At 70.4% G+C, this 22,403-nt stretch carries 16 protein-coding genes; 9 read left to right on the top strand and 7 right to left on the bottom strand.

The annotated features are described in order from the left end of the window. Window positions 1-3: 3 nt before the first annotated feature. The 3 genes from OG223_RS48400 to efeU all read right to left on the bottom strand — a co-directional run bounded on the left by OG223_RS48400 (window position 4) and on the right by efeU (window position 4,724). Window positions 4-1,167, bottom strand: a complete 1,164-nt coding sequence (locus OG223_RS48400; RefSeq protein ID WP_329263617.1) for a HoxN/HupN/NixA family nickel/cobalt transporter — start codon at window positions 1,165-1,167, stop codon at window positions 4-6. A gap of 135 nt (window positions 1,168-1,302) precedes the next feature. Beyond that, entirely contained in the window at window positions 1,303-2,574 is a 1,272-nt protein-coding gene (gene efeB, locus OG223_RS48395) for an iron uptake transporter deferrochelatase/peroxidase subunit (protein WP_329265860.1), read from the bottom strand. Window positions 2,575-2,684: 110 nt separating this feature from the next. Continuing rightward, entirely contained in the window at window positions 2,685-4,724 is a 2,040-nt protein-coding gene (gene efeU / locus OG223_RS48390; RefSeq protein ID WP_329263615.1) for an iron uptake transporter permease EfeU, read from the bottom strand. A gap of 223 nt (window positions 4,725-4,947) precedes the next feature. Between efeU and OG223_RS48385 the strand changes: the two genes are divergently transcribed. The 3 genes from OG223_RS48385 to OG223_RS48375 are packed head-to-tail and all read left to right on the top strand — an operon-like array spanning window position 4,948 to window position 6,910. Then, entirely contained in the window at window positions 4,948-5,625 is a 678-nt protein-coding gene (locus OG223_RS48385) for a DedA family protein (protein ID WP_329263613.1), read from the top strand. Further along, the gene (locus tag OG223_RS48380; protein ID WP_443073811.1) at window positions 5,622-6,227 is read left to right on the top strand and encodes a phosphatase PAP2 family protein; all 606 of its coding nucleotides are present in this window, start codon (window positions 5,622-5,624) and stop codon (window positions 6,225-6,227) included. Before OG223_RS48385 ends, OG223_RS48380 begins: the two co-directional genes overlap by 4 nt. After that, window positions 6,224-6,910 (top strand): phosphatase PAP2 family protein, encoded by a 687-nt coding sequence (locus tag OG223_RS48375; RefSeq protein WP_329263611.1) that lies wholly within the window; start codon window positions 6,224-6,226, stop codon window positions 6,908-6,910. Before OG223_RS48380 ends, OG223_RS48375 begins: the two co-directional genes overlap by 4 nt. 6 nt (window positions 6,911-6,916) lie before the next feature. Here the strand turns inward: OG223_RS48375 and OG223_RS48370 are convergent, their stop codons facing one another. The 4 genes from OG223_RS48370 to OG223_RS48355 form a co-directional block, all read right to left on the bottom strand. After that, on the bottom strand, window positions 6,917-7,558 hold the full coding sequence (locus tag OG223_RS48370; protein ID WP_329263609.1) for an ATP-binding protein: 642 nt from the start codon (window positions 7,556-7,558) through the stop codon (window positions 6,917-6,919). 147 nt (window positions 7,559-7,705) lie between these two features. Then, entirely contained in the window at window positions 7,706-8,692 is a 987-nt protein-coding gene (locus tag OG223_RS48365; protein WP_329263607.1) for an MEDS domain-containing protein, read from the bottom strand. A 46-nt stretch (window positions 8,693-8,738) separates the two neighbouring features. Further along, window positions 8,739-11,021: an ATP-binding protein gene (locus OG223_RS48360; protein ID WP_329263605.1), complete on the bottom strand. Its 2,283-nt coding sequence runs from the start codon at window positions 11,019-11,021 to the stop codon at window positions 8,739-8,741. 218 nt (window positions 11,022-11,239) lie between these two features. Beyond that, on the bottom strand, window positions 11,240-13,348 hold the full coding sequence (locus tag OG223_RS48355) for an alpha-galactosidase (protein ID WP_329263603.1): 2,109 nt from the start codon (window positions 13,346-13,348) through the stop codon (window positions 11,240-11,242). Window positions 13,349-13,517: 169 nt separating this feature from the next. Between OG223_RS48355 and OG223_RS48350 the strand changes: the two genes are divergently transcribed. From OG223_RS48350 to araB, 6 genes are all read left to right on the top strand, one after another. After that, on the top strand, window positions 13,518-14,588 hold the full coding sequence (locus OG223_RS48350) for a LacI family DNA-binding transcriptional regulator (RefSeq protein ID WP_329263601.1): 1,071 nt from the start codon (window positions 13,518-13,520) through the stop codon (window positions 14,586-14,588). 142 nt (window positions 14,589-14,730) lie between these two features. Beyond that, the gene (locus OG223_RS48345) at window positions 14,731-16,044 is read left to right on the top strand and encodes an ABC transporter substrate-binding protein (RefSeq protein WP_329263599.1); all 1,314 of its coding nucleotides are present in this window, start codon (window positions 14,731-14,733) and stop codon (window positions 16,042-16,044) included. 75 nt (window positions 16,045-16,119) lie between these two features. Then, window positions 16,120-17,085 carry a carbohydrate ABC transporter permease gene (locus OG223_RS48340; RefSeq protein ID WP_329263597.1) on the top strand — a complete coding sequence of 322 codons (966 nt, stop codon included), beginning with the start codon at window positions 16,120-16,122 and terminating at the stop codon, window positions 17,083-17,085. After that, window positions 17,082-17,936, top strand: coding sequence for a carbohydrate ABC transporter permease (locus OG223_RS48335; protein WP_033280361.1), 855 nt, complete (start codon window positions 17,082-17,084; stop codon window positions 17,934-17,936). Before OG223_RS48340 ends, OG223_RS48335 begins: the two co-directional genes overlap by 4 nt. Window positions 17,937-18,024: 88 nt before the next feature. Further along, window positions 18,025-20,589: a CBM35 domain-containing protein gene (locus OG223_RS48330; RefSeq protein ID WP_329263593.1), complete on the top strand. Its 2,565-nt coding sequence runs from the start codon at window positions 18,025-18,027 to the stop codon at window positions 20,587-20,589. Between the two features lie 132 nt (window positions 20,590-20,721). Next, on the top strand, window positions 20,722-22,401 hold the full coding sequence (araB, locus tag OG223_RS48325) for a ribulokinase (protein WP_329263591.1): 1,680 nt from the start codon (window positions 20,722-20,724) through the stop codon (window positions 22,399-22,401). Window positions 22,402-22,403: the final 2 nt, after the last annotated feature.

The raw sequence follows: 22,403 nt of genomic DNA, 5'->3' as shown, positions 1-22,403 counted from the left end.
GACCTATTCGGCGGGCTGCTGCGCCGGCTGGGCCAGGTTCGCCGTCCACTTGTCCTCGATACGGCCGAACTTCCAGACCAGCAGGGCCACGACCCAGGTCGCGAAGAACAGGCCGACGATGAGGAAGCCGATGACGTTGAGGTCGAGGCCCGCGATCCAGTCCCAGAAGAAGCCGTGCAGGTCGAGCTTCTCGGCGAACAGGCCCAGGAGTTCGACCGTGCCGATGATCAGGGCGACGGCGACGGACAGACCGGTGATCGTGAGGTTGTAGTAGACCTTGCGGACCGGCTTGGAGAAGGCCCAGCCGTAGGCGAAGTTCATGAACGTGCCGTCGATCGTGTCGAGCAGCGACATACCGGCGGCGAACAGGACCGGCAGGCACAGGATCGCGTACCAGGGCAGTCCCGACGCGGCGCCCGAACCGGCGAGCACCAGCAGCGCGATCTCCGTGGCCGTGTCGAAGCCGAGGCCGAACAGCAGGCCCAGCGGGTACATCTGCCAGGACTTGGTGATCGACTTCATGAAGCGGCCCAGGATGCGGTTCATGAAGCCGCGGTTGTTGAGCTGCTCCTCCAGCGCGGCCTCGTCGTAGTGGCCCGAGCGCATCTGCCGGAACACCTTCCAGATGCCGGCCATGATGACGAGGTTGATGCCGGCGATGACGTAGAGGAACGTGCCCGAGACGGTCGTACCGATCAGGCCGGTGACGTCGTGCAGTTGGGAGTTGTCGTCGCGGACCGGGCCGGCCACCGCCTTGACGCCGAGGGAGAGCAGGAGGGTCAGGCCGAAGACGATGCTGGAGTGGCCGAGCGAGAACCAGAAGCCCACCGACAGCGGTCGCTGCCCCTCGCTCATCAGCTTGCGGGTCGTGTTGTCGATCGCCGCGATGTGGTCCGCGTCGAACGCGTGCCGCATGCCGAGCGTGTACGCGGTGACACCCATGCCGATGCCGAAGGACTTCTCGCCGACGCTGTAGTGCCCCGGCGCGACGATCCACACGAGGGTGAACCAGCCGATCACATGCAGCCCCAGGACGAAGGCGGCCATGCCGCCGACCCTGGTCCACTCCTGCCGCGTCATGGACGTACGGACGCGGTACCAGACCGAGGGCCGCGACGTCGCGGCCGTGACGGGGAGGGGCGGAGCGGACTCGGGGGCGGCCGTCATTGAGTGGGGTCTTTCTGCCGGGTACGCGGCTGCGGAGTGCAACCCCATGCCATCCTCCCGTACCTGCAACCCATTCGCAGTAAGAGTCGGCAAAGACCACGGCAGGTCTTGCCCAAGGGTGAGAAAAATAGCTGGTCAGGCCGCCATCAAACCCCGGCCGAGCCAGTCCTTGGCGTCCTTCACCCCGGGCAGCGCGTAGAAGTAGCCGCCGCCGGTCGGGGAGATGTAGTCGACGAGGGGTTCGTCGATCAGCCGCGTCTGGGTCGCCTCGAACTGGCGGCGCACGTCCTGCTGGTAGCAGCAGAAGACCAGGCCCATGTCGAGGTTGCCGACATCGTCGATGCCCCGGTCGTAGTTGTAGCCGCGGCGCAGGATGCGTGAGGTGTCGGTGGCCGCGGTGCGCGGGTTGGCGAGGCGGATATGGGCGTCCAGCGGGATCGCCGTGCCCTTGGGGTCCTTGGCGTAGCGCGGGATGTCCGTCTCCTTCGCGCCGTCCAGCGGGGCGCCGGTGTCCTTGCGGCGGCCGAACATCAACTCCTGTTCGCTGAGCGAGACCCGGTCCCAGAACTCGACCAGCATGCGGATGATCCGGATCACCTGGTAGCTGCCGCCGCTCGCCCAGGCGGGCTCGCCCTGTCCGTCGCCGACCCAGATCAGCCGGTCGGTCTCGCGGGCGGACGTCACGTCCGGGTTGGCGATGCCGTCCTTGAAGCCGAGCAGATTGCGCTGGGCGCCGGTGGGGCGCGGGGTGTTCTGGAAACCGTCGACGCGCCACTTGATCTGCATGCCGCCCCGGGTGTGCCGGGCGATGTCGCGCAGCGCGTGCAGCACCGTGTCCTGACGGGCGCCGCACACCTGGAGCGACAGGTCGCCGTGGCACTCGGCGGCGCGCAGGTTGTCGTTCGGGAACGTCCTCATCGGGGTCAGCCGGCTCGGCTTGGCCTTGGCCAGGCCGTAGCGGTCGCCGAAGAGGGACGCGCCCACGCCGACGGTGACCGTGAGGGCGTCGGCGGGGACCTCGGGCCCGAGGATGCCGTTGTCGGCGGGCGGCGCCCCGACGCCGAGGTCGGCGGGGGTGCCGCCGGAGGTGAGGAAGCGGGCCCGTTCGGTGATCGTGCGCAGCAGGTCGGCCAGTTCGGCGCGGTTGTCGGCGATCACGTCGAGGGAGACGAAGGTCGCGGCGGCCGGGGCGGGGGTGAGGATGCCGGCCTGGTGGGTGCCGTGGAAGGGCACCTTGGCGGCGTTCGCGGTGTCGGCGGCCTGCGCCTCGGCGCTGCCGCCGGTCTCGGCGAGCGCGAACGCCCCGCCGGCCAGCACCGCTCCGGCGGCCCCGGCACCCAGCGCCGTCCGCACGAAGGAGCGGCGACCGGCTCCGGCCGGGCAGCCCGGGGTTTCGGCAGTCGGCATCGGACGGTTCCCTTCACTACGGCTGTTCTGGGTGCTGCGGGTGTTCTCGGCGCTGCGTGCGTTCTCGGGGCCGCGCGTGTTGTCGGCGCCCGATGTGCTCTCGGTGCTCATCAGGCGGACTTCCTGATCTCCAGCAGGTCCGGCACCGGTGCCAGATCCTCCAGCAACTGCCCGGTGGCGCCGTCGAGTCGGGCCCGCGTCGCCTGGTCGAGCTGCTCGACGGGTGTCCAACTGCCGCCGTGGTGCGCCGAGTCGAGCAGCGTCTGCAGCCGCGCGATGTCGGCGTCGACGACGGGGAGCAGCTTCGGGGACTCCTTGGTGAGCAACGGCCTGAGTACGGTGAGGAGTTCGCGAGTGCCGGCGAGGTTGCTGTCGACGGTCGCGAGGTTGGTGCCGCTGCCCTCGTCGGTGTCGCCGGTCAGCTCGAACTGCAGGGCGTTCTCCAGGATTTCGTGGGCCCGCAGCGGCAGGTCGCCGGGGTCGAAGTCCTGGGTCGGGAACGCCTTCCGCAGTCCTACGACAGCGATGGCCAACTGCTGTGCGGGCGCCTTGAGTTCACTCGCCGACTGCCCGTGCCACAACCCGTACTCGATGCGGTGGAAACCGGCGAAGTCCTTGTTGTCGACTCCCCCGGCCAGCCCGTCGGCCCGGCCGTTGATCTTCTGGTCGAAGTCCTCGAACGTGCCGTAGGCGGCACCGAGCGAGGAGTAAGTGCGGTGCGCGGTCAGCCAGTCGGCGCGCGCCTTGGCGAGGCGGTTGCCCGCGATGTCGGCGCTGAGCCGCCGGGTCTGGGTCTCGAGGGTGGCCAGGCCCTGGTCGACGTACACCTTGTAGGTCTTGAGGGGGACGGCGAGGTCGCTCTCGGAGACGGGGACGACCGCCTTCACCGCGCCTCCCGTGCCGCTGATGTGGACCGTGGCGGAGGTGACGGCCTTCGCGCCGGTGGGCACGCAGCGCCAGGCGTACGAGCCGCCCGCGACGGTGGCGACCAGGTCCCGGGTGGTGCCGGGAGCGAGGCCCTCGACCTCGCCGTAGACCGCGCCGGTGGCCGGGTCGATCAGGTACACCTCGGCGGTCTTGTCGCCGGTGTTGCGCATCTGGAAGGTCTGCCGCCCGGTGTCCGGCGCGGTGAAGCCCTTGCCGCACTCCGTCTCGGAGACGGCCACCGTCTGAGAACCCGCGGGCTTGGGGCGGGCGAAGGCGACGACGCACCCGGCCACGACCGCGGGTACGGCGACCACGGCGACGGGCACCACCCAGGCGGGACGGCGACGCGGGGACGACACGGTCTCGGGTGCGGACACGGACTCCGGCTCGGGCTCGGGTGTCTTGACCCGCTCGCCGCGCACTCCCCGTACGAACAGGGGCAGGACCACCGCGAGATAGCCGACGTAGCCCACCACCTGGAGCCAGGTCATCGTGGGCATCAGGTTGAAGACGCCCTGGATGAGGGTGCTGTACCAGGAGCCGGCGTCGACGCTGCCGCCGAGGTCGAAGGCGTACGTGGTCAGGCCGGGCAGGACGCCGCCCTCCTGGAGGTCGCGCAGACCGTAGCCGAGGACGCCGGCCGCGATGACGACGAGGACGACGCCGGTGGCGGTGAAGAACTTCGTCAGGTTGATCCGGAGGACGCGACGGTACAGGCCCCAGCAGAGGGCCGCCGCGAGGACCAGTCCGATGCCCGCGCCGGTCAGGGGGCCGGCGGACTCGCCGGCCGCGCGGGCCGTGGTCCACAGGAACAGGGCCGTTTCCAGGCCCTCGCGGCCCACGGCGAGGAAGGAGGTGAGCATCAGCACGCCCGCGCCCATGCCGAGCGCGCCGGTCACCTTCTCCCTGATCTCGCCGGAGAGGGTGCGGGCCGAGCGGCGCATCCAGAACACCATCGCGGTGACGAACGCGACGGCGATCACACTGAGGACACCGCCGAAGGCCTCCTGGGCCGTGGCGGAGAGGTTCGCGGCGGTGAAGGTGAGCACCGCGCCGAAGCTCATCGCGAGGGCGATCGCGGCCAGGACGCCCGTCCACACCTGCGGCAGGCGGGACTTGGCGTCGGCGCGGACGAGAGTGGCGACCAGGATCGAGACGATGAGTCCCGCCTCCAGCCCCTCTCGCAGCCCGATCAGAAAGCTCGGAAACGCGTCGTCCCACATTGGGTGCGACCCCTCCTGGGTTAGTGCAGGCATGCCTTACTTCGCGGACCATCATGACTACATGCGTGTAGTCGATCAGTCATGAATCGGCAACGACCGGGCAAAAGTGCGGAACTCCCCGCGGGCTGCAATCGTCTACAGTTGAGTAGACCGTCTACAGATTTGTAGTCAGAGATGGATGTCGTACGAGGCATCCGACCGACCGGCGAAGGGGCTCGCGACAATGACCACACCCTTGGACCTGGCGTCCCAGCTCGCCGTCAACGTGCTGGACGCCAGGTCGCTGCTCGGCGCCTTCGGTGTGCTGGGCGTCGGCGTGGTGATGTTCGCCGAGACGGGGCTGCTGATCGGGTTCTTCCTGCCCGGCGACTCCCTGCTGTTCACGGCGGGCCTGTTGTGCACCGGCGGTGCCGACAGAGCCGTCAAGCTGTCGTTGCCGCCCCTGCTGGTGGCGGCGGCGGTGGGCGCGCTCGCCGGAGCGCAGTGCGGCTATCTGCTCGGCCGGAAGGCGGGCGGCCCGCTGCTCGCCCGCAGCCGCTCGGCCCGGTTGCGCGAAGGAGCGCTGCGGGCCGAGGAGTTGCTGGAGCGGTACGGCCATGCGAAGGCGGTCGTGCTGGCCCGCTTCGTGCCCGTGGTGCGGACGGTGCTGAACCCCATGGCGGGCGCTCTCGGGGTGCCCGTGCGGACGTTCACCGTGTGGCAGGTGGCCGGCGGTCTGGTGTGGAGCCTGGGGCTGACGCTCGCGGGGTACGCGCTGGGTTCGTCGATCCCGAACGTCGACAAGTATCTGCTGCCCATGGTCGCCCTGATCGTCGTCGTGTCGCTGCTCCCCCTCGCCGCCGAGGTGCGCCGCTCCCGCAAGTCCGCCCGGGCGGCGAGGGCCGGGGAGGTACGCGGATGATCCTCGCCGCGTTCCAGGGGTCGTCGATCGACGGCGAGGCCTACACGGATGTCGTCAACTCGGCTGCGCAAGCGCCCAGTTGGCTGGACGACACGGTGTCGGCGTGGTCGACGTACGGGCTCGTAGTGTTCGCCGTGCTGATGGTCGTGGGCTGGTGGCGGGCGCGCCGGGTCGGTGCCGAGGCGGCGGTGACGGCGCTGGCCGTGCCGGTGGTCGTGGTCGCCGCCTATGGCATCGACTCGCTGCTGAAGGCGGTGGTCCGGGAGAGCCGCCCCTGTCAGACCTTTCGGGTCGCCACGCTGGAGACGTGTCCGGCGCAGGGCGACTGGTCCTTCCCGAGCAACCACGCGACCATCGCCGCTGCGGCTGCCGTCGCCCTGTTCTTCGTCTCGCGCCGGCTCGGTGCCGTCGCCGCCGTGGCCGCGCTCGCGATGGCGGTCTCCCGGATCTGGGTCGGGGTCCACTATCCGCACGACGTGGTGGTGGGCATGGCGGTCGGCGCGCTCCTGGCGCTCGGCGCGATGACGCTGCTGAATAGAAGGCCGGACTCCCTGTCCCGGCGGATCACGGCCACCCGGCTGCGACCGCTGCTGGTGTCATGAACCGCGAGGACCTCGCCGAACTGGCGGGCAGCGCGGGCCTCGGCGCCTGGACCGCGTTCGGCGTGCTGAGCATGGTGGTGATCGGGCACGAGGGCGCTCCGCTGTTCACGGACGAGGACGTGCTGTCCTGGTCCGTCGCCCACCGCCCGGACATGGCGGTGGCGCTGGCCCGGGGTCTGACCGCGACCGGCACGGGCGTCATCCCGTACGCCCTCGTCGTCCTCGCCGGACTCCTCACCGGCCGCACCGCACGCGGACGCCTCCTCGCCGCGGCCCTGGCCACGGCCTGCCTCGCCTCCGGCCAGGGTCTGCGCTACGGCGTGATGGAACTGGTCTCGCGCCCGCGCCCGGCGCTGGTCGACTGGGCCACACACGCTTCGGGCCGGGCCTTCCCCTCCGGCCACACCACCACGGCCGCGCTCACCGCCGGGCTGGTGATCCTCGCGATAGGTGCGCGCGCCCCGCACGGAAGAGCCTCGCTCTGCCTGGCCGTCGGCTGCTGGGGAGCGCTGGTCGGGCTGACCCGGGTGTATCTGGGCGTGCACTGGTTCACGGATGTCGTCGGTGGCTGGCTGTTCGCCGTCGGCTGGCTCGGGGTGTGCCTGTACGCGGCGGCGCGGTGGCTGCCGGCGGGGGTGGTGGCCGACGGGGCGGGACCGGACCGGGAGCGGACAAGCCGGTAGGCAGGCTCAAGCGGAAGTGACGGCCGGTACCGCACGCTGTGGGCGGTACCGCCCCAGCGGGTCGAGGTCCTCGGTGCGGTCGCCGTCCGAGTTGTAGTCGTGGTCCGCCCGCTCATGACGCGACTCGGCGCACCCGTACGCCTCTTGGAGTCGTGGCCGAGCCGGTGCCGGAAGGCACACGTCCACGACCGCCTCGCCCGTGCTGTCCGGTACCTGGATCTCCAGCTCGAACCAGACCTCCTTGCCCTCCTCGACCAGGCGGCTGCCCCAGCGGTGCGCGAGTGCGTCGACCAGGAACAGACCGCGGCCGTTCTCGCTGTCCGGGTCGACGTCGAGATGGGCGTCGCGCTCGGCCTGCCGGTGCGGGGGCCGGGGAAGGTGGCGCCGCTCGTCCGCCACTTCGCAGCGCAGTGTGCCGCCGCCCAGGGACAGGGTGAGCCGGTAGCGGCCGCCCGCGTGCACGACCGCGTTGGTGGCGAGTTCGCTGACCAGCAGTTCGGCGATGTCCACCAGGTCCCGGAGGCCGTACTCGGCCAGGCGTTTGCGGACGAGTTCCCTGGCCTGGCGGACCGAGGACTTTCCCGGGCCCAGGATCGTGGTGCAGCCCTCGCCCACGGTCGGCAGGCCGCGTGGACGGTCGTTCGGCATGGTCGATTCCCTTCGGCCCCTGGGGCGTTCGGCTCGTGCGGTGCGGTGCGGGCCGGGTTCGCGAACAGAACCGGCCTTGTATCCACCTTGCGTCCGCCGTGCCCTGCGGGGCGCGGGGGGAACTACCCGAATCCGTGGGCCGGTTCGTCAACCTGCCGTGACGAGAGACGTCTCCATACGGATGGTCCAGCCCTCCCGCACCCCGTCGCCGGACCTCATGTCGACGAACTCGCAGACCTGGCGGGTGTGCCAGAGCCCGTCCTCGGGCCGCACTTCGGCGCCCGGCGGCCTGAAGCCGAGGAACGGGTCGGTGATCCGGCCGCGCGGGGTGCGCAGTTCGCAGATGATCCGCTGCCGGGTCGACCACAGTCGCAGGTGTGCGCGGTCGCAGCCCTGGGAGGCCGCGTAGCGCGTGGCGCCGGACACGGCCTGACCGAAGCGGGCCGCCTCGTCGGGCGCCATGCCGCGGGCCCGTGCCTGGTCCGCCGCGAACCGGTGACCGGCGGTCAGGTCCCCGTCGAGGCCGACCCCGACCGCGTCCCGCGGCGGCGCGGGCAGCGGGCCGAGCCCCTGGGTCGCGTACACCGCGGGCGCCGTGAAGAGCGGGCTGGGCCGGACGCCGTGCCGGTCGAGTTCGGTCGGGTGGGTGTGCCGGGCGGCGTCGACGACGTCGGGCGGCGCGGTACGGGTGTCGTAGAGGCACATCAGGTCGGGCGGGGCGCCGGTGAAGAGCTCGGTGGCCAGTGCCTCGTACCGCTTCCACTCGGGGATCTCGCGCGGCGAGCGGCCGTCCCAGACCGGCTCGCCCGTCATGTGGAGGCGGCCCTCGGGGCTCGCGTGCGTGACGTAGTAGTCGAGGGCGGTGGCCATGCTGTTGGCGGGGCTGCCGCGGTACCACCGCGCGGAGTCGCGGAAGTCGACCCGGCGGGCGTCCGGGCCCAACGCGCCCCGCAGCAGGGCGAGTTTGCGCGCGGTGGTGATGACCACCGGGTCCGGTTCGTCCTCGGCGCGGATGCCCTCCCTGAGGAACGGCACCACCACCGCCAGGAACTCCTCGTCGGACGAGTGGATGCCGGCGTGGTGCTTGACGGCGGGAACGGGTGTGCCGGGTGCGGTGAGTTCTCCGTGCTCCATCGCTCTGCCTTCCTTTCCACTTCGCTCGGTTCACGTCCGTACGGCGTCAGGGGCGCACGGCCCTGCGCGCCTCGGCCCAGACGGCGACCTGGCTGCGCGAGGTGAAGCCCAACTTGCTGAGGATGCGCTCCACATGGCCCTCCGCCGTCCGCAGCGCGACGACCAGCCGGTCGGCGATCTGCTGGTTGGTCAGCCCCTCCGCGATCAGCTCGGCGACCTCCGTCTCACGGCGGGTGAGCGGGCTGTCGAGCACCTGCCGGGCCGCGGATTCCCGCTCGCCCAGCGCGTAGGCCACCGCGTGGTCCGAGGTGAGTGCGAGGCCTTCGCGGTAGGCGTTCTTGAACCCGTCGCGCAGCAGCGCGCGGGCGCCTTCCTCGGCCTCGGTGCGGACCGGGCCGTGGGACGGGGTGCGGTCCAGGGCGACGTGGGCGTCCCGCCAGATCCGTCGGGCGGCGCCCAGCAGTACGGCGGCGGTGCGGCCCTCGCCGTCGCGGGCGTGGACCGCGGCGAGCAGTTCCAGCGTCATGCCGATGCCGAACACGTCACCGACCGCGCGCTTGAGCCGTAGACACTGACGAGCGTGGATCCTGGCCGCCGTCCGGTCGCCCCTGGCCCATTCGGCGAAGGCGAGGATGCGCAGGAGGTAGGAGTGGATCCACTGTTCGCCGTGGGCGAGGCAGATCTGCCGGAACTCCTCGCACAGGGCCATGGCACGGTCGAACTCGCCCTGGATCGCGAGGACATGGGCCAACTCCACGTACTTGAAGCCGACCAGGCTCATCGACTCGCCCTCGCGCGGCGGCCGGGAGAGCGCCTCCTCGTACACGGCCCGGGCCCGGTCGTAGTCGCCGCTGATCAGGCGGGCGCCGCCCCGGCAGAAGTAGGTGTGCGCCACTTCGGCCTCGGCGCCCAGCCGCAGGGCGAGTTCGCGGGCCTCCTCGACGAGGGGCGCGGCCCTGACCGCGTTGCCCTGGCTCAGCAGCATCAGGGCCAGGGTCCACAGGCCTCGGGCCCGCTCGACGGTCGGCTCGGGGGCGGCGGCGAGCAGGCGCTCCAGCCAGTGCCTGCCCTCCACCATCGCGCCGGTCGCGAACCAGAAGAACCACAGATGCCCGGCCAGTTTCAGCCCGGCCCGCAGCTCCCCCGGTGTGGTCAGGCAGAACTCGAACGCCGAGCGGATCAGGTCCGACTCCGTGTGCAGCCGGCGGACCACCTCCGGCTGCTCGGGGCCGAACCAGCGCCGCTCGCACTCCTCGACGAAGTCCAGGCACCAGTCCCGCACCCGGCGCCGGGCCGCCTCCTCCGCGTCGGCACCCTCCTCGCGGAGCCGGTCGAGGCCGTACTGCCGGATCGACTCCAGCATCCGGTACCGGGCGTGGACGGCGTCGCCGTCGCGGACCAGCAGCGACTTGTCGACCAGACCGGCCACGGCGTCCACCATGGCGTCACGGTCGAGACCGGGCCCGGCGCAGACCTCCTCGGCGGCGCCCAGGTCGAAGGTCCCGGCGAAGACGGAGGCGCGGGCCCACACCGTCTGCTCCTCGGGGGTGCACAGGTCGTGGCTCCAGTCGACGGCCGCGCGCAGCGTGCGGTGCCGAAGCAGGGTGTCACCGATGTCGGCGGTGTCGGCCAGCAACCGGTAACGCCGGTCGAGGCGTTCGAGCAACTGCTGCACGCCGAGGGCGCGCATCCGGACCGCCGCCAGTTCGATCGCGAGCGGCAGCCCGTCCAGCCGGTGGCACAGGGCGGCCACCGCGGCCTGGTTGGCCTCGGTGAGGGAGAACCCGGGCAGTACGGCTGCGGCGCGATCGGCGAACAGGGCCAGTGCCGGGTACTCCAGCGCGGGCTTGGGCGGCAGCGGCTCGCCCGGTGCGGGAGTCGCCAACGGCTGTACTTCCAGGACGTGTTGGGCGGGCACGTCCAGCGGATGCCTGCTGGTGGCCAGCACCCGCACCCCGGCGGTCTCCGCGAGCAGCGTCCCGACGAGCCGCGCGCACGCGTCCGCGAGGTGTTCGCAGTTGTCCAGGACCAGGAGCAACTCCCGTTCCTGGAGCTGGTCGACGAGGACCCGCACGGGTGAACGGCCCGAGACGTCACGGATGTCGAGCGCCTCGATCAGCGCGAGCGGCACCAGCGAGGCGTCCCGTACACCGGCCAACTGGACGAGGTGCACCCCGTCGGCGAACGCCCGCGCCAGCCGGGGTACGGCGTGCAGCGCCAGCCTGGTCTTGCCGACGCCGCCCGTCCCGGTGAGAGTCACCAGTTGGTGGGCGGCCACCAGACGCTTGACCTCGGCGGTCTCCTGACGCCGGCCGACGAAACTCGACATCCTGACGGGTTGGCCGGCGTTCTGCCTTGTCACGGATACCTGCACAATCGGTCCCGCCTCCGAAAGTGGACTTCAAGCACCCTATGGGCGGGACACGGGCGAAGCATCCGCAGTCCGACATTGCCAGGGGACGACACTTGAAGGCACTTTCCTGACGGAATGTGCACGGAGTCCGTCACATGCCGATCACCAGCGGATCAGCCGTGCAACGGCAGGACTCAGCCGGCGCTCAACCGGACGAGAACAGCGGTGTCTGCGCGCGGCAGGGACACCGTCAACCGCCCCTCGGCCGCGTCCCATTGGACGCCCGCGTCCGCGGTCCCCGGATACAGCACCGTGGCGTGCGTGGACGCACCGCGCAGGTGCGGGACCGTGAGGGTGCGGCCGGTGTCGTCGGAGCCGCGCCTCCAGACCGTCACGTACGTGGCCTGTGTGCCCCGCAGTCCCTGGGCGATCCACTCGTCCTCCCAACCGGGCAGCCCCAGCGGCCAGAACGGATGCGCGGCGCCGATCTCCGTCCGGACGTCCTTGTAGACGGAGACCGCCGAGCGGACGAGGTCGAACTGCTCGTCGTTCATGAGGTTGAGGAAGCCGGAGAGGTGGACCCGGCCGAGCAGCGGGGCGGCGAGGGTGAAGGCGATCGCGTCGAGGCTCTGGTCCGGCTGGGGATAGGCCCAGATCGCGGCCTGTTCGGGAACCACGGCGGTGCCGGACGCGGCGGCGATGGGCGGGTAGCGCAGGGGGTCCTGCTGGTCGCTGGTGGACTGGAGCTGGGCCACGGCCAGTTGGGCGTAGTCCATGCGCAGGCCGCCCGATCCGCAGTTCTCCAGGACGAGTCCGGGGTGGCGGTCGAGGAGTCCGGTCAGCCAGTCGAGGTGGGCGCGGTGGTGTCCGAGCAGTCCGGCGCCCGCGCTCTCGGTCCCGTTCTCGGTCCCCGGGCCGATGTTGATGTTGTAGTCGAGCTTCAGATAACCGACGCCCCACTCGCCGACCAGCCGGTCCACGACCTCGTCGAGGTGGGCGCGGGCGGCCGGGTGACGCAGGTCCAGGTGGTGCCGTCCGTGTTCGGTGACGCGCAGGCCGCCGCGCCGGAAGAACGCCTCGGGCGGCAGGGTGTGCGCCAACGGACTGCGCACGCCCACGACTTCGGGCTCCAGCCACAGGCCCGGGGTCATGCCGTGCTTCGTGATGGCGTCCAGGACTTCCTGTATGCCGCCCGGGAAACGGTTGGGCGCGGGCTCCCACGCGCCGACGGAGTCCCACCAGCCCTGGGCGTCGTCGTCGTACCAGCCGGCGTCGATGACGAAGACCTCTGCACCGGCACTCGCCGCCGCCTCGATGAGGGGCAGCAGCCGTTCGGTGGTGGGGTCGCCCATCAGGGTGTTCATGTAGTCGTTGTAGATCACCGGGAGCGCGCGACGGTCGGGGTGGTCACGGCGGATGCCACGGCGGTAGTCCGTGAGGGTCCCGAAGGCGGCGTCCAGGCCGCCCGTCTCCGCGCGGACCAGGACGGCGGGGACGGTCAGGAACTCCTGGCCGGGGGCGAGGAGTTGGTGCCACTGGTGGTGGGCGTCGTCGGGCCCGAACAGGGCGACATAGGCCGCGCCTTCGCGCTCTCCGGTCTCGAAGCGCCAGCCCGCGCTGGACTCGATCTGCCAGAGCCAGGCGTTGCCGTCCCGGTCGGTGAGGGCACCGAGCGGGAGGTGCCGGCCGGTGGACCAACTCCCCTGCGAATAACGCTCGAAGCAGCCGCGCCCCTCGTGCCCGTGCGCGGACCGGCTCAACGGCACGACCTGGTCGCGGAGTTCGGCCTGCCGCCAACGGCACTCGGCGAGCCAGTCGTTGTCCGCCCAGTGCAGGGTCAGTCCGTCGAGGCCGTCCTCGGCGGCGGAGGAGGAGATCCCGCCGAGGGTCAGGGTCGTCACGCTCTCCAACCGGATCGGCTCGACGCCCTCGTTGACCAGCCGTACCCGTGAGCGCAGGAAGGTCGCGCCGGGGCTCGCCTCCAGGGTGACCTCGGCGGTCAGTCCGGTCACCGGGTCCGCGAGCCGGATCGTCGTACGCTCCAGGCCGCCGTCCCGCAGTGTCTGCGTGTCATGGTCGCGGTAGGCAAGGCGCTCGCCGATGGCCGTCTCGATGAAGCGCTCCCCCGACCACAGGCGCCCGTGACCAGTCGCGGTGACCTCGACGAGGGGAACCAGACGGTCCCAGTCCTGGCCGGAATTCCCCAGTCTCACCGACCCGTTGGCGTCCAGCACGGCGTGCAACCCGAGCTCCGGGTGCGACCAGATACGGGACCTCTCGACTGTTTCGACGACACTGGTCAACACAATTTCCCCTTCTGGGACGGTTCGGTCCTGCGGCTCTCGTACAGGCGCTGAGCTGGGCCTTCTCGCTCGACGGGAGGGAACTCGTCACTCCGGTCGGTGTGTTCGAAAGGTAAATCCCCAGTTACGGTCTCTTGACGCCCACGTTGTGACCGCTCACAATCCTCGCATGGATGTGACCGGTCACACAAGCTCCGGCGGCCACGGCGACCCCCCTCAGGGGCCGCAGAAAGCCGCCAGTATCCGCGACGTAGCGGCCGCGGCAGGCGTCTCCTACCAGACCGTTTCGCGGGTCATCAACGGCCACCCGAACGTCAAGGAGGAGACCCGAAAGCGGGTCGACGCCGCGATCCAGACCCTGGGCTTCCGGCGCAACGCCACCGCGTTCGCCCTGGCCAGCGGGGTCACCCGATCGGTCACGGTCATCACGTCGAACACCGTCCTCTACGGCTACGCGGCCACCCTGCAGGGTCTGGAGGAGGCGTCCCGCGCCGCCGGATACGCGCTCGGCGTGCGGGTCGTGACCCCCGAGGACGATCTGGACCGCACGATCGCCGCGGCCGCCGACACCGGTGGCGGCGTGGTGGTCATCGGCTACGACCGCATCGGTGCCGCCGCCCTGGACCGCGTACCGGCGCACGTGCCGTGCGCGGCGCTGGTGGAAGCGCCGCCGCCTGGCCGGACACCCGACCGTCCGGCGGTGTGGGCCGACGACCGCGAGGCGGCCCGCGCCGCCACCGAGCACCTGCTGTCGCTCGGGCACGAAACGGTCCACTACGTAGCAATCCCCGCCTCCACCGGAACCCGGCGTCTGGCGGGCCCCCGAGCCGAGGGCTGGCGCCAGGCCCTGGAAGCGGCCGGTGTCACCCCTCCCCCTCCGTCCGGCAAGGGCTGGGACGCCCAGGCCGGATACGAGGCGGGGAAGAAGCTCGCCCGGAACCCGGACGTCACCGCGATCCTGTGCGGCAACGACGACCTGGCCCTGGGTGTGCTGCGGGCCCTGCACCACGCGGGCCGGCGGGTACCGGAGGACGTCAGCGTCATCGGCTTCGACGACGCCCCGCACTCCGCTTTCGTCACCCCGTCCCTCAGCACCGTCCGCATGGACTTCCACGGGCTGGGCCGCGCCGCGTTCGGGCTGCTGCGCGCCCAGCTCGACACCGATCAGCAGGAAACGGCGCCGGTACCGGCCGAACCCACCCTCGTCCTCCGGGAGAGCTCGGGACCACGGGACGCGTGAGCCGGACCGGACGTCCGCCCTCGCCCCATCCGTTACGTCCGCCGCGCTCGCCGTATCCGCCGGCCGCCCTCCCCGCAGCCGTCGCACATCTTCACAGCACCGCCCTGCCTTCCTCCCTTCCGCGTACGAACAAGGATCCGCCATGAGAAGAGCCGTCTCCGTCCTTGCCACCGCCTGCGTCCTCGGGCTGACCGCCACCGCGTGCAGTGACAGCACCGGTGCCACCACGGCCGCCGCGCCCGAGGGTTCGGTCAACCCGACCGCCTCCCTCAAGGGCGTCAAGCTCACGATGTGGGTGGCCCAGAACAGCGTCTCGGAGCCCAAGCAGGCCATCGAGGCGTTCGAGAAGGCCACCGGCGCCAAGATCACCACCGAGGTGATACCCGACCCCTACGAGTCGAACGTCCCGACCAAGCTCGCCTCGGGCGTCAAGCCGGACCTGATGTTCTGGCAGCCCACGGGCAGCACCCTGCCGTTCGTGCAGCCCTCGAAGAACCTGCTGACGCTCGACAACGAGGACTGGGTCTCCAAGCTCGGCACGACCGAGAAGACCCTCGGCCAGGTCGACGGTCACCGCTACGCGGCCATCGTCACCAGCCCCGCCGTGCTCGGCGTCTACTACAACAAGGACGTCTTCGCGAAGGCCGGCATCACCACGATGCCCGCCGGCTACGACGAGTTGCTCGCCGACGCCGCGAAGATCAAGTCGAAGGTCTCGGGCGTGGCACCGTTCTTCGAGGTCGGCGGCGACAAGTGGCCGTTGCAGTGGCAGGTGCAGGCCCAGATGACGGATCTGCCGCAGTCCTTCTGGGACAACCTCAACAAGAACAAGGACAGTTGGACCAACAAGACCATCGTCGACGCGATCACCAAGTACAAGACGAAGGTCCTCGACGGCGGTCTGGCGCAGAAGAACTACAAGACGGCGACCTTCGTCGACCAGGGCAAGGCGATCATGGACGGCACCGCCGCGATGGCCGTCAACGTCACCGCGCTCCAGTCCGAGATCCAGGCCACCGCCAGCACGGCGGACATCGACAAGAAGCTCGGCTGGTTCCCCATCGCCAACAGCGCCGCGAAGGCCGAGTACTCGCCGGACCAGACGAACGGCGTGGTCGCCTTCAACACCGGTGACAGCAAGCGGCAGAACGCGGCCCGGCAGTTCATGTCCTTCTGGCTCGGCCCGGACTACCCGGCCTACATCAAGGCCAACAAGCTGGTGTCGGTGGAGCCTTCGGTGCCCAACCCCGACGGCCTGCCGCAGACCGCGATCGCCCAGGCCAAGGCCCTGTCCAGCGCGTCGGGCGTCTTCCAGGTCAAGGCGCTGACCGCCCCCGACATGCACCTCGCCCTCGCCGACATGATCTACGGCAAGAAGACCCCGCTCCAGGTCGCCCAGGCTGCCGAGGACCAGTTCAAGCAGGTCCTCAAGGCGCGCGGCGTCTCCGGCTTCTGACCGGCGCCACCGAGCCAGCCCCTCCCCCGGGCCGCCCGTCGGCGGCGTGCCCGGGGCCGTACCGGAGGTAAGAAAGTGGTGGACACCGCCACGATGGACGCCATCGACGCCACGCGCGCGAAGGACCGAGCCCAGGACGACGGCCGGGAACGGACGTCCCGTCGCACCCGCCTGCGCAGCAAGGCCGACCAGCCGTGGTGGTTCGCCCTGCCCGCGCTCGCCGTGTTCGGCGTGTTCTTCCTGCTGCCGAACCTGCTGAACTTCGTCTACCCGTTCACCGACTGGTCGGCGTTCCACTCGCAGATCGGCTTCGTGGGACTGTCGAACTTCAGCACCATCCTGCACGACGGGTCGATGGCCCGTGACATCCGCATCACCCTGGAGTACGCGGTCCTCGTGGCCGTCTTCCAGAACGGCTTCGGCCTCGCCCTCGCCCTGCTGCTGGAGCGCGACACCCGTTTCAACCGCTTCTTCCGCGCGGTCTTCTTCCTCCCGGTGCTGATCTCCGCGCTCGCCGTCGGCTACATCTTCCGCGCCCTGCTCGCCCAGGACGGCGCCCTCAACAGCGTGCTGTCCTCGCTCGCGGGACACCACGTCGACACCCCCTGGCTCGGCTCGACCACCTGGACGCTGGTCGTGGTGACCCTCATCCACGGCTGGAAGTGGATGGGCCTGGCCATGCTGATCTACCTGGCGGGCCTGAAGAGCATGCCGGGCGACGTCCTGGAGGCGGCCCGGATCGACGGGGCCGGCTGGTGGCGCACCTTCTGGTCGGTCAGGTTCCCGCTGCTCGCGCCCGCCGTCACGTTCAATGTGACGACCGCGCTGATCGGCTCCATGAACACCTTCGACATCGTGCAGGCGACCACCGGAGGCGGTCCCGGAAGCGAGACCGAGGTCTTCAACATCTACATGTTCCGCATCTTCGGCCAGGGCCTGTACGCCCAGGCGTCCGCGATGAGCCTGGTGCTCTTCTTCATCGTCGTCGTCCTCGCCGTGCCCGTCATCGTCGGCCTGCGCCGCAGGGAGAACAACCAGTGACCACCGCTACCGCGTTCGCCCCCGCGCACCGGCGCCCGCTGCGCTGGGTCCAGCCGCTCGTCGTCCTGATCGTCGCCGGCGTCACCATCGGCATCCCGCTGTGGCTGGTCGCGGTCACTTCCTTCAAGCCGCAGGCCGAGGCGATCAAGCCCAACCTCTCGCTGCCGCACCACGTCCAGGCCGCCGCGAACTACAAGCAGAGCTTCGACGAGGGCAAGATCGTCCAGGGCTTCGTCAACAGCCTCCTGGTCGTCGCCCCGTCCGTCGTCCTCGTGCTGCTCCTCGGGGCGGGCGCCGCCTGGGTGTTCGCCCGCCGCAAGGGCCGCCTGGTCAACACCCTGTACGCGCTGAGCATCAGCGGGCTCCTGCTCCCGCCCGCGGTGATCACCATCGTCATGGAGCTGCGCCAACTCGGCCTGGCCGGCACCCGTCCCGGCATGATCGGCGTCTACGCCGGGATGTACCTGTCCACCTCGATCTTCTTCATGACCGGGTTCATCCGTGCCCTCCCCGAAGAGCTCGAGGAGGCCGCCCGCATGGACGGCGCGGGCCCGGTCCGGGTCTTCTTCCGCATCATCCTGCCGCTCCTGCGCCCGGTCATCGCCACCGCGACGATCATGGTGATGCTCTACGCCTGGAGCGACATCTTCTACGCCTTCTTCGTCCTCGGCGGCGGCGACAAGGCCACCCTGCCGCTCAACCTCTACCAGGTCGCCAACGCGCAGTTGTACCTCAACAACTGGCACCTGATCTTCGCCTACGTCGTGATGATGAGCCTCCCCATGGTCCTCGTCTTCGTCATAGCGCAGCGGCGCATCGTCTCCGGCATCACGAGCGGCGCCGTCAAGTAGCCCCGGGGTTCGGCCAGTTGAGCCGCCCCGGTCACCCGCGAAGTACCCCGACAGCCTCCCGCAACGCCGCGGGAGGAGGAGGACAGCCATGCCTCGAACAGCCCGTAGACCCCGCTCCGTCCGTGCCCTCATGGGTGCGACGGTGGTGACCGCCGCCCTCCTCGGCACGGCGCTCACCGTCCCCGCCGCGCAGGCGGCCACCCCGCAACTGACCGTCGACCTCGGCACCACCACCGGCGCGGTCATGCACGGAGCCAACGGCGCCCTGTACGGCCTCAGCGACGACGGCGTGCCCGGCGACAACATCGTCACGCCCCTGCACATGACGTCCATCGCCCAGAAGGCACCCGACGGCGCCCAGCACCCGAACGGTGACGCGCTGGTCGTCCAGCCGGAGTTCGCCCGCGGTGGCGGCGGCGACAACCTCATCTACATGCAGGACGTCTACGCCTCGTGGCCGTACGAGAACCTCGGGCTGAGCGACTACCTCACCAAGGTCACCACGATGGTCACCAAGGTCGCGGCCCGCTCCGACGCGAGCACGTTCGTGTGGGTGCCGTTCAACGAGCCGGACGGCAACTGGTACACGGGGCTCGGCAGTTCGACCACCGCCACGTACCAGAGCGCGCTCGCGAGCTTCGAGAGCGACTGGACGACGGTCTACAACAAGATCCGCTCGATCATCCCGAACGCGCGGATCGCCGGCCCGAACGAGACGCACTACGACGCCCGCCTGATGGGCGACTTCTATCCGTGGGCCAAGGCCAACAACGTCCTTCCGGACATGACCACCTGGCACGAGCTGGACCCCAGCTCCCTCTCCAACTTCGAGGGCAACCTCGCCGCCTACCGCACCATCGAGACCAACGCCGGCATCAGCCCGCGCCCGGTCAACATCAACGAGTACGGCGACCGCCGTGACCTCTCGGTGCCGGGCCAGATGGTCCAGTGGATGTCCATGTTCGAGCGGAACAAGGTCTACGCCGACCAGGCGTACTGGGACATCGCGGGGAACCTGGACGGCAACGTCAGCCAGACAAACATCCCCAACGGCGACTGGTGGCTGCTGCGTTGGTACGCGGGCCTGACCGGCCAGACCGCCAAGGTGACCCCGCCGCAGGCCAACGTCGTCGACACCCTCCAGGGCATCGCGTCCCTCGACACCGGCCGCAAGCAGGCCCAGGTCCTCCTCGGCGGCGGCACCTCCGGCTCGGCGAACACGGTCGTCCAGCACATACCGTCGTCGTTCGGCAGCACCGTCAACGTCTCGGTGGAGCGCACCGCTTGGAGCGGTTACGAGGGCGCCGGCCCCGCGCCGGCCGTGCTCGCCCGCAGCACCTACACGGTCGCCTCGGACGGCAGCATCACCGTCCCGCTGACCAACCTCGACCCGATGTCGGCCTACCGCATCGTCGTCAACCCGGCCGGCACCGGCACGCCCACCGCCGCGAGCACCCCGGCAACGGCGTCGTACGAGGCCGAGAACGCGACCATCACCGACGGCACCGTCTACACCCAGGGCAGCGTCACCAACGCCTACGGGTACGCCACTTCGGGCACCAAGGACGTCGGCAGCCTGAACCAGTCGGACAGCAAGGTCGCCTTCACCGTCAGCGCCCCGACCACGGGCACGTACAACCTGAACGTCTTCTACGGCAACCAGTCCGGCGGCCCGGCGACCCAGACCCTCACGGTCGACGGCGGCTCGTCCCAGACGGTCACCTACTCGCCGACGCTGAACTGGACCTACCGCTCGACCGCCAGTGCCTCCGTGTCCCTGACGGCGGGCACGCACACGATCACCCTGGCCAAGGGCACCAACGAGGTCACCCTCGACAAGATCGACCTCACCGCGGCCTCCACCGCCGACACCTCCTACCCGGCCACGTACGCGGACATCACCGGTTCACCGACGTACAACTACACCGCGTCCGGTACGACGGGTGCCGGTGCGCTGGCCCTGACCTCGGGCACCTCGGCGGCCTTCGACGTCTACGCGCCGACCGACGGCTACTACACCGTCCACACCGACTACTCCTCCAACGGGTCCGGCACCCTCACCCTGGACGGCGCCAGCGCCGTCACGCTGGCCTCCACGAGCGGCACGCTCACCGACAAGAGTTCGCGGCTGTACCTGTCGGCGGGCAACAACCGCATCACGGCGGCGACTTCGGGCTCGACCACGCTGACCGTGCGTGACCTGCGTGTGTCCGCGAGCGCCGACACCACGGGCGTCTCCGCGTACGAGGCCGAGAGCGCCACCCTCGCCGGAACGGCCGTCGCCACCTCGGACACCTGGGCCTCCGGCGGCAAGTACGTCGGCTACATCGGCAACGGCTCGGCCAACACCCTCACCTTCCAGGTGAGCGCCGCGAGTGCCGGGCGGTACGTCATGAACGTCCGCTACGCCAACAACCAGGTCTCCGGCTCCGGGAACTACAACACCAACGTCGTCTCCCGGGCGGCCCAGATCTCCGTCAACGGCGGCACCGCGCAGACCGTCATGTTCCGCAACAACTACTCCTGGTCCACCTACTGGGACCTGCCCGTCCCTGTCACCCTGAGCGCGGGTACCAATACGATCAGCTTCGCCAACGCGAGCGCCTACGCACCCAACATCGACCGCATCACCGTCGCGCCGGTCTCCGGCTGACACCAACTCCCTTCGGGGCCCGGCCAATTGAGCCAGGCCCCGAAAGGAGTCACCGTTTTGACGATTTTTTCACTACACTCCATTCACCATTTCGAACATTGGTCGAAATCTCGAACAAAGGAGGGTCCGGCGGTGACCACCGAGCACCTCGATCACACCCATCCCGACACCTACGTCATCGGAGTCGACTACGGGACGCTGTCCGGGCGGGCCGTGGTGGTCCGCGTCCGCGACGGCGCGGAACTGGCCACCGCCGAGCACCCGTACACCCACGCCGTCCTCGACCGGACCCTCCCCGACGGCACCCCGCTGCCGCCCGACTGGGCGCTCCAGGTCCCCTCCGACTACATCGACGTCCTGCGCATCGCCGTCCCCGAGGCGCTGGCCCGCTCCGGCGTGCGACCGGACCAGGTGGTCGGCATCGGCACCGACTTCACCGCCTGCACGGTCCTGCCGGTCCTCGCCGACGGCACACCCCTGTGCGAACTCCCCGACCTCACCGGCCGACCGCACGCCTACGTCAAGCTGTGGCGCCACCACGCCGCACAGGCCCAGGCCGACCGCATCACCGAGCTGGCCGACGCCCGCAAGGAGCCCTGGCTCAAGCGCTACGGTGGCAAGATCTCCTCGGAGTGGGAGTTCGCCAAGGCCCTGCAACTGCTCGAAGAGGACCCGGAACTCTACGAGTTGACCGAGCGCTGGATCGAGGCCGCCGACTGGATCGTCTGGCGCCTGTCCGGCACGTACGTCCGCAACGCGTGCACCGCCGGGTACAAGGGCCAGCTCCAGGACGGCAGTTACCCCTCCACCGACTATCTGGCCGCGCTCAACCCCGCCTTCGCCGGCTTCGTGACCGACAAGCTGGACCAGCCGATCGGTCAACTCGGCGACCGTGCCGGTGGGTTGACGGCCGAGGCGGCGGCCTGGACGGGCCTGCCCGAGGGCATCGCCGTATGCGTCGGGAACGTCGACGCCCATGTGACCGCCCCCGCGGCCACGGCCGTCGAACCCGGCCGGATGGTCGCCATCATGGGCACCTCCACCTGCCATGTGATGAGCAGCGACCAGTGGGCCGAAGTGCCGGGCATGTGCGGGGTCGTCGAGGGCGGCATCCTGCCGGGCCTGTGGGGCTACGAGGCGGGACAGAGCGGCGTCGGCGACATCTTCGGCTGGTTCGTGCGCACCGGGTTCCCGGCGTCGTACGCCGAACAGGCCGCCGCGCTCGGCCGTGACCCGCACGAGCACCTCACCGCGCTGGCCGCCGAACAGCGGGTGGGCGAGCACGGGTTGATCGCGCTGGACTGGCAGAGCGGCAACCGCAGCGTGCTCGTCGACCACGACCTGAGCGGTGTCGTGGTGGGCCTGACGCTCTCCACCCGTCCCGAGGACGTCTACCGCGCGCTGCTGGAGGCCACCGCCTTCGGCACCCGCACCATCATCGAGGCGTTCGAGACATCCGGTGTGCCGGTCCGCGAACTCATCGTCGCGGGCGGCCTGATGAAGAACCCGCTGCTGATGCAGATCTACGCCGATGTCACCCGTCTCCCGCTCGGTGTCATCGACTCGGCGCAGGGTCCCGCGCTGGGCTCGGCGATGCACGCGGCGGTCGCGGCCGGCGCCCACCCCGACATCCGGGCCGCCGCCGACGCCATGGCCAAGGCCCGCCCCGCCGTCTATCAGCCGGACCCCGAGCGGGCCGCAGCCTACGACCGGCTGTACGCCGAATACCGGCTCCTGCACGACTACTTCGGCCGCGGCGCCAACGAGGTCATGCACCGTCTGCGTCACCTCCGCGCCGAGGCCTCAGCCTGAGC

The organism is Streptomyces sp. NBC_01478 (genome assembly GCF_036227225.1).
Taxonomy (GTDB): Bacteria; Actinomycetota; Actinomycetes; order Streptomycetales; family Streptomycetaceae; genus Streptomyces.
This window is presented reverse-complemented; position numbering and strand designations above follow the sequence as displayed.

Excerpts from the sequence above, each read along its gene's own strand:
- OG223_RS48380 (WP_443073811.1), top strand. The coding sequence starts at position 5,622 with ATGATCCTCGCCGCGTTCCAGGGGTCGTCGATCGACGGCGAGGCCTAC.
- OG223_RS48360 (WP_329263605.1), bottom strand. The coding sequence starts at position 11,021 with ATGTCGAGTTTCGTCGGCCGGCGTCAGGAGACCGCCGAGGTCAAGCGT.
- OG223_RS48330 (WP_329263593.1), top strand. The coding sequence starts at position 18,025 with ATGCCTCGAACAGCCCGTAGACCCCGCTCCGTCCGTGCCCTCATGGGT.
- OG223_RS48385 (WP_329263613.1), top strand. The coding sequence starts at position 4,948 with ATGACCACACCCTTGGACCTGGCGTCCCAGCTCGCCGTCAACGTGCTG.
- efeB (WP_329265860.1), bottom strand. The coding sequence starts at position 2,574 with ATGCCGACTGCCGAAACCCCGGGCTGCCCGGCCGGAGCCGGTCGCCGC.
- OG223_RS48375 (WP_329263611.1), top strand. The coding sequence starts at position 6,224 with ATGAACCGCGAGGACCTCGCCGAACTGGCGGGCAGCGCGGGCCTCGGC.
- OG223_RS48345 (WP_329263599.1), top strand. The coding sequence starts at position 14,731 with ATGAGAAGAGCCGTCTCCGTCCTTGCCACCGCCTGCGTCCTCGGGCTG.
- OG223_RS48365 (WP_329263607.1), bottom strand. The coding sequence starts at position 8,692 with ATGGAGCACGGAGAACTCACCGCACCCGGCACACCCGTTCCCGCCGTC.
- OG223_RS48400 (WP_329263617.1), bottom strand. The coding sequence starts at position 1,167 with ATGACGGCCGCCCCCGAGTCCGCTCCGCCCCTCCCCGTCACGGCCGCG.
- OG223_RS48350 (WP_329263601.1), top strand. The coding sequence starts at position 13,518 with ATGGATGTGACCGGTCACACAAGCTCCGGCGGCCACGGCGACCCCCCT.
- efeU (WP_329263615.1), bottom strand. The coding sequence starts at position 4,724 with ATGTGGGACGACGCGTTTCCGAGCTTTCTGATCGGGCTGCGAGAGGGG.
- OG223_RS48370 (WP_329263609.1), bottom strand. The coding sequence starts at position 7,558 with ATGCCGAACGACCGTCCACGCGGCCTGCCGACCGTGGGCGAGGGCTGC.